The sequence below is a fragment of the Nostoc sp. genome (assembly GCF_036918245.1).
Classification (GTDB): Bacteria; Cyanobacteriota; Cyanobacteriia; order Cyanobacteriales; family Nostocaceae; genus Nostoc.
The window spans coordinates 67,768-79,617 of the sequence record NZ_JBALEF010000022.1 but is presented as its reverse complement, the minus strand read 5'-3'; the positions used below and the strand labels follow the sequence as shown (position 1 = coordinate 79,617).

The 11,850-nt window shown below is 39.9% G+C and carries 13 protein-coding genes and 2 pseudogenes; 10 read left to right on the top strand and 5 right to left on the bottom strand.

Translation table 11 applies throughout. The annotated features are described in order from the left end of the window. The first annotated feature begins 12 nt into the window (after positions 1-12). The 3 genes from V7L12_RS05235 to V7L12_RS05225 all read left to right on the top strand — a co-directional run bounded on the left by V7L12_RS05235 (position 13) and on the right by V7L12_RS05225 (position 2,040). On the top strand, positions 13-237 hold the full coding sequence (locus V7L12_RS05235) for a hypothetical protein (protein ID WP_335082725.1): 225 nt from the start codon (positions 13-15) through the stop codon (positions 235-237). A 245-nt stretch (positions 238-482) separates the two neighbouring features. Beyond that, the gene (locus tag V7L12_RS05230; RefSeq protein WP_292860289.1) at positions 483-1,121 is read left to right on the top strand and encodes a peroxiredoxin; all 639 of its coding nucleotides are present in this window, start codon (positions 483-485) and stop codon (positions 1,119-1,121) included. A 412-nt stretch (positions 1,122-1,533) separates the two neighbouring features. Further along, positions 1,534-2,040 (top strand): Uma2 family endonuclease, encoded by a 507-nt coding sequence (locus tag V7L12_RS05225; RefSeq protein WP_335082723.1) that lies wholly within the window; start codon positions 1,534-1,536, stop codon positions 2,038-2,040. A 7-nt stretch (positions 2,041-2,047) separates the two neighbouring features. On the opposite strand, the pseudogene V7L12_RS05220 reads toward V7L12_RS05225, so the two are convergent. Beyond that, positions 2,048-2,341, bottom strand: a pseudogene (locus V7L12_RS05220) (sensor histidine kinase); the annotation flags it as partial. A gap of 827 nt (positions 2,342-3,168) precedes the next feature. Here V7L12_RS05220 and V7L12_RS05215 point away from each other — a divergent pair. From V7L12_RS05215 to V7L12_RS05205, 3 genes are all read left to right on the top strand, one after another. Then, the gene (locus V7L12_RS05215; protein WP_335082721.1) at positions 3,169-3,477 is read left to right on the top strand and encodes a helix-turn-helix transcriptional regulator; all 309 of its coding nucleotides are present in this window, start codon (positions 3,169-3,171) and stop codon (positions 3,475-3,477) included. Next, the gene (locus V7L12_RS05210) at positions 3,464-4,372 is read left to right on the top strand and encodes a reverse transcriptase family protein (RefSeq protein WP_335082719.1); all 909 of its coding nucleotides are present in this window, start codon (positions 3,464-3,466) and stop codon (positions 4,370-4,372) included. Before V7L12_RS05215 ends, V7L12_RS05210 begins: the two co-directional genes overlap by 14 nt. Positions 4,373-4,451: 79 nt before the next feature. Continuing rightward, positions 4,452-4,730: a hypothetical protein gene (locus V7L12_RS05205; protein WP_335082717.1), complete on the top strand. Its 279-nt coding sequence runs from the start codon at positions 4,452-4,454 to the stop codon at positions 4,728-4,730. A gap of 178 nt (positions 4,731-4,908) precedes the next feature. Here V7L12_RS05205 and V7L12_RS05200 read toward each other — a convergent pair whose 3' ends face one another. Beyond that, positions 4,909-5,607 carry a DUF305 domain-containing protein gene (locus V7L12_RS05200; RefSeq protein WP_335082715.1) on the bottom strand — a complete coding sequence of 233 codons (699 nt, stop codon included), beginning with the start codon at positions 5,605-5,607 and terminating at the stop codon, positions 4,909-4,911. A gap of 490 nt (positions 5,608-6,097) precedes the next feature. Here V7L12_RS05200 and V7L12_RS05195 point away from each other — a divergent pair, with 490 nt between their 5' ends. Next, a complete protein-coding gene (locus V7L12_RS05195; RefSeq protein ID WP_335082713.1) occupies positions 6,098-6,955 on the top strand; it encodes a sulfurtransferase in 858 nt (285 codons plus the stop codon). Positions 6,956-7,158: 203 nt separating this feature from the next. Here V7L12_RS05195 and V7L12_RS05190 read toward each other — a convergent pair whose 3' ends face one another. After that, complete coding sequence (locus V7L12_RS05190; protein WP_099099305.1) at positions 7,159-7,350, bottom strand: hypothetical protein; 192 nt, start codon at positions 7,348-7,350, stop codon at positions 7,159-7,161. Between the two features lie 288 nt (positions 7,351-7,638). Between V7L12_RS05190 and V7L12_RS05185 the strand changes: the two are divergent. Further along, a pseudogene (locus V7L12_RS05185) lies at positions 7,639-8,050 on the top strand (hydrogenase maturation protease); the annotation flags it as partial. Positions 8,051-8,533: 483 nt separating this feature from the next. Here V7L12_RS05185 and hpf read toward each other — a convergent pair. Then, positions 8,534-9,181: a ribosome hibernation-promoting factor, HPF/YfiA family gene (gene hpf, locus V7L12_RS05180; protein WP_335082711.1), complete on the bottom strand. Its 648-nt coding sequence runs from the start codon at positions 9,179-9,181 to the stop codon at positions 8,534-8,536. Positions 9,182-9,807: 626 nt separating this feature from the next. Between hpf and lipB the strand changes: the two genes are divergently transcribed. Both lipB and V7L12_RS05170 read left to right on the top strand, forming a co-directional pair. After that, positions 9,808-10,503, top strand: a complete 696-nt coding sequence (gene lipB, locus V7L12_RS05175; protein WP_335082709.1) for a lipoyl(octanoyl) transferase LipB — start codon at positions 9,808-9,810, stop codon at positions 10,501-10,503. 265 nt (positions 10,504-10,768) lie between these two features. Further along, positions 10,769-10,969 carry a hypothetical protein gene (locus tag V7L12_RS05170; RefSeq protein WP_335082707.1) on the top strand — a complete coding sequence of 67 codons (201 nt, stop codon included), beginning with the start codon at positions 10,769-10,771 and terminating at the stop codon, positions 10,967-10,969. A gap of 102 nt (positions 10,970-11,071) precedes the next feature. Here V7L12_RS05170 and V7L12_RS05165 read toward each other — a convergent pair whose 3' ends face one another. After that, the gene (locus tag V7L12_RS05165; protein WP_334816457.1) at positions 11,072-11,836 is read right to left on the bottom strand and encodes an amino acid ABC transporter ATP-binding protein; all 765 of its coding nucleotides are present in this window, start codon (positions 11,834-11,836) and stop codon (positions 11,072-11,074) included. Positions 11,837-11,850: the final 14 nt, after the last annotated feature.

Sequence of the window (11,850 nt, the reverse complement as noted above, 5' to 3'; positions counted from 1 at the left end):
AGGAAGTAATTAATGAGTATCAATCTGACTGAAAAAGAAGCTTATACTGCAATGTACGCCTTCTTAGTTGAAGTGTATGAAAGAACCCAATCAAATGACTTGGGAGGATTACTTGGAGACATGAGTACTATAGGAGATGGTGAAACTGCTGACCCTGCTGTTTGGCATGAGTGGTTACGATGCGTTGCTCAAGTCAAGCAAGGTAGAGTTGATATAGACTTACACATTCAAAGCTAAGATAACTATAGAATTCCTATTTGATTTTTAAAATCTAAAGAAAAACCTGTATAGAAAACATACTACTTTAAAGCATATTTGTGTACTTTAGTCAATAAATTTTACCATCCTCTCCTCCCTTATCCAAGAGTGCTGACAACCTAAAATTTTGTTTCAAACCGCTAAACTCCGATTGGGAAATAGGGGTTTTATGTCATGATGGCATACTAGAATATATATGTCTTTCTAACTACAGGGAATCTCTCATGGCTCTCCGTCTAGGTGACACAGTACCCAACTTTACGCAAGCCTCAACACACGGCGACATCGATTTTTACCAATGGGCAGGTGACAGCTGGGTTGTGCTGTTTTCTCACCCTGCTGATTTTACACCTGTTTGTACAACAGAACTCGGCACAGTTGCCAAGCTAAAACCAGAATTTGACAAGCGCAATGTCAAAGCGATCGCACTCAGCGTTGATGATGTAGAATCTCACAAAGGCTGGGTGGGAGACATTGAAGAAACTCAAAGCACCACCCTTAACTACCCAATTTTGGCGGATGCAGATCGCAAGGTTGCTGACCTTTACGACATGATCCACCCCAATGCTAATGCGGCTGTGACAGTGCGATCGGTCTTCGTAATTGACCCCAATAAGAAACTCCGTCTCTCTTTCACCTATCCTCCCAGCACAGGACGCAACTTTGATGAACTTTTGCGGGTGATTGATTCTCTGCAATTGACTGATAACTACAGCGTGGCGACACCAGCTGACTGGAAAGATGGGGAGGATGTTGTTATTGTCCCCTCACTGAAAGATCCAGAAGTACTAAAACAGAAATTCCCCAAAGGCTACGAGGAAGTTAAACCCTATCTGCGGCTAACTCCTCAGCCTAATAAGTAAATCTGAAAATGATTTCGGATAAAAAAGCAAAGACGCAAAGTTATATCTTTGTGTCTTTGTTTTTTTTGCGTGAGAATATAATCAGTGGGCTAGCTGACTTTTCACGGTATCTGGAAAACCTCTCTCTAAATCTCTCTCCTAAAAGGAGAGAGACTTTGAATTTTTCACGGTATCTGGAAAACCTCTCTCTAAATCTCTCTCCTAAAAGGAGAGAGACTTTGAATTTCCCCCTTCCCGCGTCGGGAAGGGGGTTAGGGGGTTAGGTTTTTCGTGGGCTTTTGCACATGGCCTGAATTGTCAGTGGGCTAGGCATCATAACCTGGAGAAAATCTCGATGTTCTCATCTCCTTTGGTTTTGCAAATTCCGTCATCAATGCGAATGACAGACGAACAATTTTTTGAATTCTGTTAGGTGAATTGTGATTTACGCATTGAGCGAAATAAATTTGGAGAATTGCTAATTATGCCTCCTACTGATTCAGAGACAGGAAACCGAGCAGGTAATATCTCAGGACAGCTATGGGTGTGGTCAGAAGAAGATGGTGTAGGTATAACTTTTAGCTCTAGTACCGGATTTAAGCTATCAACAGGTGCAGAACCCTCTCCAGATGCTTCCTGGATTAAACTAGAACGGTGGAATGCTCTTTCAACAGAACAACAAGAAAAGTTTGCACCCATTTGTCCAGATTTTGTAGTCGAACTCAAATCTCCTAGCGACAACCTCCAAACTTTGAAGGAAAAAATGCAGGAATATATGAATGAGCCAGGAATACAGTTAGGCTGGTTGATTGACCGTAAGCAGCATCAAGTTTATATTTATCGTCCTGGATTGCCAGAAGAGTGTTTAGATAATCCTGCTAGTGTTAGCGGCGAGTTGGTATTACCTGGGTTTATTTTGAATATGAGTAAAGTTTGGTAAGAAAATTTTATTTAAATTTAGGCTGGCGACGATACAGCAATTTAAATTGGTAAATTTGCGTGACATCAAAGGGTAATTGAATGGTAAAAGTGCTACCTTTGCCTAATTGACTCTGCACGTTTAAATTACCTTGGTGTGCATGAATAATTGCCTTGGCGATCGCTAATCCTAATCCAGAACCACCAGTTTTACGAGAGCGTAGGCGCAGCCCGCCGTAGGCATCGCTATTCACCCGGTAAAAGCGATCAAAAATCCGAGTCAGTTCCTGGTGGGGAATGCCAATACCTGTATTTTGAACCTGAGATTCATAACAAAACATCATTGGCAGCCGCTTGAACCTGTAGAAGAAAACGTTTAGATAGGATTATTCTGTCAGTATCCTAAGCTGAGGCGCACTTAATTTTTAAGCTAAAAATCTCACAGCAGCTTATCTAAGGTTCCAAAAAGTACAATTTAGATACGCAACAGCTTAGTGCGATCAGACTAAGATACTAATCCTTAAAAAAATCGCTATTGGCGAACAAAGTTTTCAAAAAACTGTGCTACACTGGGTTGAGTCAGGTTAAAGGAGACAGTTGCCATTCATTGGATCGTTATTTCGATCCGAGGGAGATGATAAACCATCTTCTACCGTGTTTGCTGATAAAAACAGTGGAAAAACACTTTAGAAAGCATACGAAAACACAAGTAATTGTAAGTATCTATGTGATCCTAACATCGGGTAACAACTAAAGAAGAAGTTCCACTGATACAACCCAGCACACCACCGTAGCCTAAGCCTAAGCAAATTAGCTGCGGCAAGTATAGGGGAGGATTAAAACTGCCGTTCTCCGGGTTTGTTTGTGGCAACACTTATTCACGTCACTGTGAGTAAGTGCAAACACCCTATTACAAGGAGATGTCTCCGATGGAGAACCCAGAATCTGACAAACGGCAGAAGCAGTCTAAAAAGCGTAAACATAAGCAGTGGCTGAAATGGCTCCGCAAACCTCAAACGCTCCGTCTGCTATTTCAACTCGGTCCAGTCATCTTCAAGTTATTGAAATGGCTGATTGAGCTTTTGCAGAACTAGACTGCTAAATCTTCTATAGAACCCCTTAAAAAACCTCTAGCCAAAGGAGGTTAGACATGCTAAGTGAAGCTCTAAGACTAATAAGAGTATTCCATGACCTAACACAGAAAGAGCTTGCAGAGAAACTAGGTATATCCAAGTCATATATCTCGGAAATTGAGTCAGGAAAGAAAACTCCAACACTTGAGTTGCTGAACCGATACTCAGAGTTTTTTGATATACCAGCATCCTCAATCATGTTTTTTTCAGAAAGCTTAAATAAGGATATGAAAACAGAGAAGTTAAGGACATTCGTATCCTCTAAGATTCTTGCCATCCTTAAGTTCATTGCTGAAAGGTCTGGTCATTCTTATGCAAAAGAGTAAATATGCAAGATACGAATTAGACCAGTCGCCTTTTTACTGCTTGAAATCTAAAGCAAAACTTGCAAAGCTCTTGCGTGTTAGTCAAATTAAGCTTAAATTGCTGACTAACACAGAGCATTTGTATGTAGAGTTGGACATATTCGATCCAGAGAGAGGAAAAAGCCGTCGTTTTGAAAAGCCAAGACAAGACCTTAAATGTGTCCAAACACGGATTGAAGAGCTTCTGAAGCGAATTAAGGTTCCAAACTACATACATGCTCCTGCAAAAGGGCGTTCCTACATCAGTAATGCTAAAACTCATGTCAATTCCACAGAAGTAAGGAGCCTTGACATTGAAAAATACTTTCCTTCTACACCAGCCAAGCGTATTGATTGGTTCTTCCGTAAACAGATGAAATGCTCTTCAGATGTCGCTAACATCTTAACCAAGCTCTCAACTTTCAAAGATCATCTGCCAACTGGAAGCCCATCGAGTCCTATACTTTCCTACTTTGCACATATAGATATGTGGGAAGCAATCAACAAAATTGTTGATTTGGCAAATTGCACTTTGACTGTTTATATAGATGATGTCACAATCTCAGGCGATCGTGTTCCAGGTGAGTTGATTTGGCAGATCAAAAAGCAGTTTCATCGTTACGGATTACGTAGTAACAAGAAAAAGGAAAAGCATTATATTGGCAAAAAGTCATACGAAGTTACTGGAATTATTGCTACAAATGAAGGTGAGTTAAAAATTCCTAACCGACAGCATTTAAAGATGTATCGATGTCGTCAATTGCTTAAATTAGGTATTAGATATGAAAAAGGAAAAGATATCTTGAAAAGATTAAGAGGTTTAAAAGCACAAATGCAACAAATCAGAAAAGCAAACAACAGTAGCATAGAAACATGATTAAATATTTTTAATCAGAAGGAAATTGTTGCCATAAGCCACACTATTTAACTATTCACAAGCAGCGAGGTTAAAAATATTGACTAGTGTTGAAGGAACATATCGTAATGGTCGAGTGGAACTCACTGAACAACCCACCGATATAGATGAAGGAACGCAAGTAATTGTGACTTTTATGAGGTCGAGTGAAATTGACCTAGCTTCTCAGGGAATTAACAAAGCGCAGGCTGAGATTTTGCGATCGCATCTAGGAAACTTTGCAGATGAATGGGATACGCCAGAGATGAGTATCTATGACAACTATGAGGCGGTCAAAAAAAATTTTAAGCCAATTAGCTTAAGACTTGATTCTGACTAACTCTTCTTAAATAGGTATCAATTGAATTAACTCCCCTCCCCTAACTACCCCAGTTCCCTTATCTTCATCCCATTCTCTTACACTCTATAAGAACGGCGACTTTTATCCAAGGTAAAGTATTGAATACAGCAGATATTAAGCCTTATCGTGTCTCTTAATTACGAATTACAAATTAATATCACTTGTTGTACCAGGCTTTTCGCCACTGTTGCATTTGTTTAATCTCTATCTCTTGGGCTTTAACAATTTCTTGCGCTAATTTCTTGATCTCAGGGCGCTTAGACTTAGTTAAAGTATCTTTTGCCATTGTTACAGCCCCTTCGTGGTGAGGAATCATCGCATTGATAAAGCGCAGATCAAATTCAGCATCGGCTGCACCTAAGTCTTGACTCATTATCATAGCTTTCATTTGGTCAGACGACATTTCCATCGTATGACCCATTTGGCTATTGTAAGCCATTGGTTTATCTCCCGCCTTGGCATACCAAGCTTGTCGCCACTGCTTCATCTGAGTGATTTCTTGGTTTTGCGATTTGATAATATTGTCTGCTAGTTTTTTGATTTCAGGACGTTTTGATTTCACCTGAGCAACATTCGCCATTTCCACAGCCCCTTGATGGTGCGGTATCATAGCGTCGATAAATCGTAAATCAAAATTAGCATCGGCTGGGCCTAAATCCATTCCCATGCTGTGATTCATCATGCCACCACCGTGATTCATCATCTGCTTGTCATTTGCACTGGTGGCGGTTTCCTTTGGCGCTTGGCTTTGGTTCTGGGAAGCAGTACTAGTACAGCCTGTAATTAACCCACTGCCTGAAGCGATCGCAGTAAAAGTTAACGCCAAGAAGCCATTCCTTAAAAATAGCAGTTGCATAAATCTTACCTAAACAGTTTTCTAATTTTAACGATATTACTAATAATCTAATGAAATTAAGATGAAATCTAAAGATCTCCAACAACTTTTACGAAGTCGGGGATCTTGTTTCTTATTTCTATGTTGTCGCCAATACCTACATTGTCAAAAGCTAGCAATAGCTCTAAATTTTTCCACTTTGGCAGAATCTCGACGAAATAAGGTTCTTGCAACCTGCTCAATAGCACGGCGGCTATCACTAAAAACAGACAAGTTGGTGCCTTTGCATATTCAATTAGTTGGCACGGATGGAAGTATTGTCAATGAACTTTGGCGAGAGTAATTTATGTATAATTCTGGATTCTGAATTCGCAATTTTTACTTAAAAACAATACATCTACAAAAGTTATCTCATAACATTTAACATTCATTTTTCTGTAATTTGCATTCCAAAATGCGAATCTACCAAGGGTGATAATGCTTAACGGTACAATAAAATAAGCATGAAAGCGTGAAGACAAAACTCCTCATTTCTCCCCAAGAACTCACGTCACTGTTAGCAGAAAAATCATCACATACTGTCATTATTGATACGCGAAGTCAAGAAGATTATGCTAGTTCTCATATTTCTCAATCCATAAATATTAGAGATTTTTTCACCTATCTTTTAGAGAAATCCTCCCCAGCAGGATTAAAGGAATTGCAAGAGTATTTTGCAGAAATCATGAGCAGGGTAGGAATATCTGGTACAGAACAGTTAATTGTTTATGAAGATGCTTTAAATAAAGGTTATGGTCAATCTTGTCGAGCAGCTTTCTTACTAAAATATTTGGGTTGCGCTCAGGTATCTATTTTACACGGAGGATATACAGCATGGCTAAAGGCAGAATTACCTACTACCGATGAAGTACCGCAGCGTGAAAGCAGCATATTTAGATTGCATCCCAACGCTGACATGATGGTGACTACCACCGAGATGTTGCAAGCAATTGACAATCCAGCAATTATTAAATTAGATGTACGCGATCGCAACGAATGGCTTGGGTTGAGTTCTTCTCCCTACAATCCTGATTTTTGTCCTCGCAAAGGTAGAATCCCTAACGCAGTATGGTTAGAATGGCATCATCTAATGAATTCTGAATCGGAAATTCCCACGTTCCGATCACCAGATGAAATCCGAGAAATTTGTCAGTCAGTAGGTATTACTTCCGAGTCCATTGTGTATATTTACTGCTTTAAGGGTTCAAGAGCTGCGAATACATTAATAGCCCTTGAAGAGGCGGGAATTTCTACTAAAAATTATTTTGGCTCTTGGAATGAATGGTCTCGTGATTTTGCACTACCAATTGATAGCAGAGTCCTGCAATGAGTGTATAAAGGAATACCTTTGGATTGAGAATGTGAGTAGCATTATTGCGTTGCTACAGTGCAAATACATGAGCACTTAATCAAACGCTGAATAAACCTTAGAACACTACACTAAATCTCCGATTTCGTGGTGCAATAATTAAGTGGCGGGTCTGAATCACCTACCCATTGATTTTGACTCCTGAATTCTGAATTCTTCTTCAATCAAACATCAACATTTATCTGTTCTATCTGTCTAGCAGCTTTATCCCAAAGCTTTGCTGAAGTCTCATCTTGCCAATGAGTTCTCAGATTTTCCGCTTTTTTGTGACATATTCGCTCTAACATTTCTAATATTGCGGATAATGTCAATTTATTAATTAATGATTCTAAAATTTCCATATATTCTTTTTGCATGATAGTTACCTCCTTAAGTCATCTGATATATGCTGACAAAACCTACTTATTCTTAAATTATATATTAATATTTATTGCAGAGTGGTATTAATATTCTGCCAGCTTTTACACGCAGTTTAACCTATTTTGAATACTCAATTTTGAGAATTTATTTTTAATAGATGAAAAAACTGTTTAATTCAAATATTTCCTCACAAGTTCCTCAAGTTTTTTATCTAACTTAAAAATAGGGTTGGATAACTAAAAAGTATGAATTGTAATGCGATAGGCTATATTCTACCGGAGGCGATGGCTTCTCTACGAGACGCTACGCGAACGCCCGCCGTAGGCATCGCAATTGGTTACGGTAATGAGTTGCGTAGTGATGATGGCATTGGTCAACGAGTAGCTAAGGCATTGCAGCTATCAAACGTGAAATCCATTGCTGTCCACCAACTCACCCTCGAACTTGCTGAAGCGTTGGCAAATACTGATTTGGCAGTATTTATTGATGCTTGTTTAGCGTCCGAAAATTCCCAGGTGCAAGTAGAATCGCTCTTATCTAACTCTTGTAGTGTCATTGCTGGACATACCGCTCTTAGCTCTGACTCAAGCCCTGTACGGTCATTGTCCGTCAGCTTGGTGGGTGACAGTACCAGGAGTGGACTTTGAATTGGGTGAGAATCTATCACCTCTTGCTGAACAAGGAATAGAGATAGCATCTGATGTCAACTTCCAAGCTAGAGAAACTGTCAATCCTTACTATCTAGCTTGTGCAGACATCACCCAGAAAGTCATGGATGAATTTGCTGCGATGACTGAGCAACAATATCATATTTGAATACCACGGCGACCCAGCAGCCGAACTGCAAATTTTCACATTACTCCAACGCTCACGTATTAGGTAATTTCTGGAGACAAAAGCTCATCTATGCCAAATATTTATTAAGAAATGTTTGAACTATTTTACAGCAATTTTCATGTATTTGAACCACATCTGTTGTAGGGGCGCAAGGCCTTGCGCCCCTACCGCGTGGTCTATTTACCTGAAAATAGCTGTAAAGTCAAAATCTTTTCTAATATCTGAAAACTTTGCAACAGTTTGCGAAATGAAGGAATGGGCATTGAAAGGGGCAGAGGTGGAGAGGGGAAAGACTTACTGCAACTTCTCCCCTGCTCTCATCATCTCCCTATTCCCCAGTTCCTATTTACTCGAATGCGACTTTTCTGGCATGACTATATTAGTGTGACTTGCCTTGCCATTTTTGCCGTTAGTATTTCCGTTACCATTGCGGGGATGAATAACACCATAACCGCCGTGATTACGTTCGTAAATTACATTAATCTCTCCAGTTTCAGAATTGTGGAACATATAAAAGTCGTGTCCCACGAGTTGCAGTTGTTCTAGGGCTTCTGCAACGGTCATCGGCGGCATGGAAAAATATTTGGTGCGGACGACTTCGTTGGGCAATTCAGCGGTGCGATCGCCAATTAAATCTGTTACTATCGACTCTGGAATAATTACTTCTGTTGGTTGAGTATGAGTTTTGTGGTCTTGACGCCGTTCTTTATATTTCCGCAGTTGACGGGCAATTTTATCTGCAACTAAGTCAATGCTGGCATATAGACTTTCGCTGCTTTCCTCGGCACGAATAACGCTACCATTAGCATAAATAGTTACTTCAGCCGCTTGTCTTGGATTAATTCGGGGATTCCGGGCGACGCTAAGATGCACATCCACTTCATTTGTAATGCTTTGAAAGTGACTAACTGCTTTTTCAATTTTTTGATGTACATACTCACGAATCGCATCGGTGATTTCAATATTTTTGCCGTGGATGACAAGCTTCATGTAATACTCTCCCGCTGAATATTTTGGATGTGTGAATTTGCTTTGTATGAAAAGAAATTGCGGTAAGGTTTTTACTCCCGCCAAAACAAATTGTGAACTATATTGTATCTACTGCTGTTAAGCTGTCTCTCAGCTTACTGCATCTGAGGAATTGTCAAGTATACCCTTAATTTACCTCCTCATCTCTGCGCTGATGTTTAATTGTATATTGTATATCCAATTAGCACTCTTGAGTGAGGAAATCTAATTGTAGCTTTTATGACTACCTTTTCCTTAAAAGGAATGCTTACAGAACTGTTGATATTTGCTCCTTCTGTGTTCGATTGAGGTTTGCTTGCTGTGGTTCAAGAATACAAGGCTTTGTGGAAGTTTGATTCTGTTTGAAATGCAAACTAATGATATTAAAGTCATCAGCCAATACATTCTTCCTTATTGTCTTGGCATAATGCTTATTGCAGAGAATTCCTCCTAAAACCTATTGAGGTTAATATTCAAGCTAGCACTTTGTTTTTTCTAATGCATCTTCCCTTGACTTTCCTTTAAAATCCTTTGCAAAGCTTGACAATTGTTGATTTTAATCCTGTAACTTGAAATATATTTAGTTCTTTATACAGTTGAATTTTGGCATGATCCATAGTAGTAATAAACCACAGAAAAACATTTGTTTGCTATATAACCAAGGATTAATGCCTTACTTGGAAGCTCATGGATGGCAGCGATCGCTTCTAACTGAGCGCATCCACGACCCCAGTCTAGATGACGTATTAATTTTGCTAGAACATCCACCTGTCTACACTCTGGGACAAGGAAGCAACTCAGACTTTCTAAAATTTGAGATTGACAAAGGTCAATACGATGTGCATCGAGTTGAACGAGGCGGTGAGGTTACTTACCATTGTCCCGGTCAACTGGTGGGCTATCCAATTTTAAATCTGCAACGTTATCGTAAAGACCTCCATTGGTACTTACGGCAACTCGAAGAAGTAATAATTCGTGTATTGGCAATTTATGGATTGCAAGGAGAAAGAATTCCGGCTTTTACTGGCGTTTGGTTGCAAGGGCGAAAAGTTGCGGCTATTGGTATTAAAGTCAGCCGTTGGATTACTATGCACGGCTTTGCGTTAAATGTTTGTCCAGACATGACAGGCTTTGAGCGCATTGTACCCTGCGGTATTTCTGATAAACCTGTAGGCAGTTTAGCCGAATGGATTCCAGATATCACCTGCCAAGAAGTGCGTTTTTACATAGCACAATCTTTTGCGGAAGTCTTTGGCGTAGAATTAGTAGAATTTCAGCCTCAAGGATTTTTCCTGTCTGAGTAAATTCAGCTTGTAATATGTAATAAATACTATAGCAGTCCTATTGAAATTGTGAGACACTTATGAGAGTAGTCCATATTTAATAGTATCAAAATAACTATTTAATACCGATTTGAAAAAAGAATGTGATAGATACAAACCTGAAAAGCCAGATTAAATCAGACTTTTTGAATTTTGAATTGGTATAACTGCGGTTGTCAAAGCTAGAATCTGATTATTTCTAAATTTCTATACTAACTTTTTACGGCTGTCAAGCACAACTTTGCGCGTGAATTACTCAAATAATCTCCAGGTATATGCCCCATCGATAACGTCTCTGAGAGAACGTGATTGGACAGCTTTGATAGAACTATTTGATAGAGACGACAGTGATGAAATTGAAGCCGACATCAGCGGTAGTTTGTTTTGGCTAATACCTGAACCTTGTTGGGAAGATGATCCCTTTGATTTTTTGCGCGAGTACCTTTAAAGAGTGCTGAGTGATGAGTGCTGAGTGCTGAGTGATGTTAGTGGTAGCGGGGCGTTTAACCCGTGATGAGTAGTGAGTGAGGAGTTTAAAGGAAGTCTTTAATTACGAATTACGAATTATTTGAAGGCGACTTAGGAAAATACGTAGGCGATCGCTTTGGGGATTGGTCAGCACATCATAGGCTGGGCCTTGTTCTGTCACAATACCTTTGTCTAAAAAGATCACCTGATGGGCTACTTCTTTGGCAAACTGCATTTCATGGGTAACAACCACCATTGTCATCCCTTCTGTGGCTAATTGCTGCATCACTTGCAGAACTTCGCCGACGAGTTCGGGATCTAGAGCGCTGGTGGGTTCGTCAAATAGCATGATTTGGGGATTCATACATAAACTACGAGCGATCGCTACTCGTTGCTTTTGTCCGCCAGAAAGTTGTTCGGGATAAGCAGAGGCTTTGTCAGATAAGCCAACTTTTTCTAAATATAATCTCGCTAGTTGGGCGCTTTCTTTCGGTGTTTTACCCAAGACTTTACGCGGTGCGAGTGTCATATTTTCTAAGACGCTGAGATGGGGAAACAGGTTGAACTGTTGGAAAACCATGCCTACTTGTGTTCGTAGTTGCCGCAGTTGGCTATAGTTGACAGTGGGTCGGGATAAGTTAATTCCGTTGATGATTAAACGCCCTTTGTCAATGGTTTCTAGGCGGTTGAAGCAGCGTAGTAGGGTACTTTTACCACAGCCGGAGGAACCGATAACTGCTACGACTTCTCCCCGGTTGATTTCGCCGGTAATTCCTTTGAGAACTTTCAGGGAACCAAAGTTTTTTTCGATATTGTCAAAAATAATCGCAGGGATGGTATTGTTCATTACTTATGTCAAGC

What these genes read in the sequence shown, in the direction of transcription:
- V7L12_RS05230 (WP_292860289.1), top strand. Translation starts at nt 483, where the DNA reads ATGGCTCTCCGTCTAGGTGACACAGTACCCAACTTTACGCAAGCCTCA.
- lipB (WP_335082709.1), top strand. Translation starts at nt 9,808, where the DNA reads ATGATCCATAGTAGTAATAAACCACAGAAAAACATTTGTTTGCTATAT.
- V7L12_RS05190 (WP_099099305.1), bottom strand. Translation starts at nt 7,350, where the DNA reads ATGCAAAAAGAATATATGGAAATTTTAGAATCATTAATTAATAAATTG.
- V7L12_RS05165 (WP_334816457.1), bottom strand. Translation starts at nt 11,836, where the DNA reads ATGAACAATACCATCCCTGCGATTATTTTTGACAATATCGAAAAAAAC.
- V7L12_RS05235 (WP_335082725.1), top strand. Translation starts at nt 13, where the DNA reads ATGAGTATCAATCTGACTGAAAAAGAAGCTTATACTGCAATGTACGCC.
- V7L12_RS05200 (WP_335082715.1), bottom strand. Translation starts at nt 5,607, where the DNA reads ATGCAACTGCTATTTTTAAGGAATGGCTTCTTGGCGTTAACTTTTACT.
- V7L12_RS05215 (WP_335082721.1), top strand. Translation starts at nt 3,169, where the DNA reads ATGCTAAGTGAAGCTCTAAGACTAATAAGAGTATTCCATGACCTAACA.
- hpf (WP_335082711.1), bottom strand. Translation starts at nt 9,181, where the DNA reads ATGAAGCTTGTCATCCACGGCAAAAATATTGAAATCACCGATGCGATT.
- V7L12_RS05210 (WP_335082719.1), top strand. Translation starts at nt 3,464, where the DNA reads ATGCAAAAGAGTAAATATGCAAGATACGAATTAGACCAGTCGCCTTTT.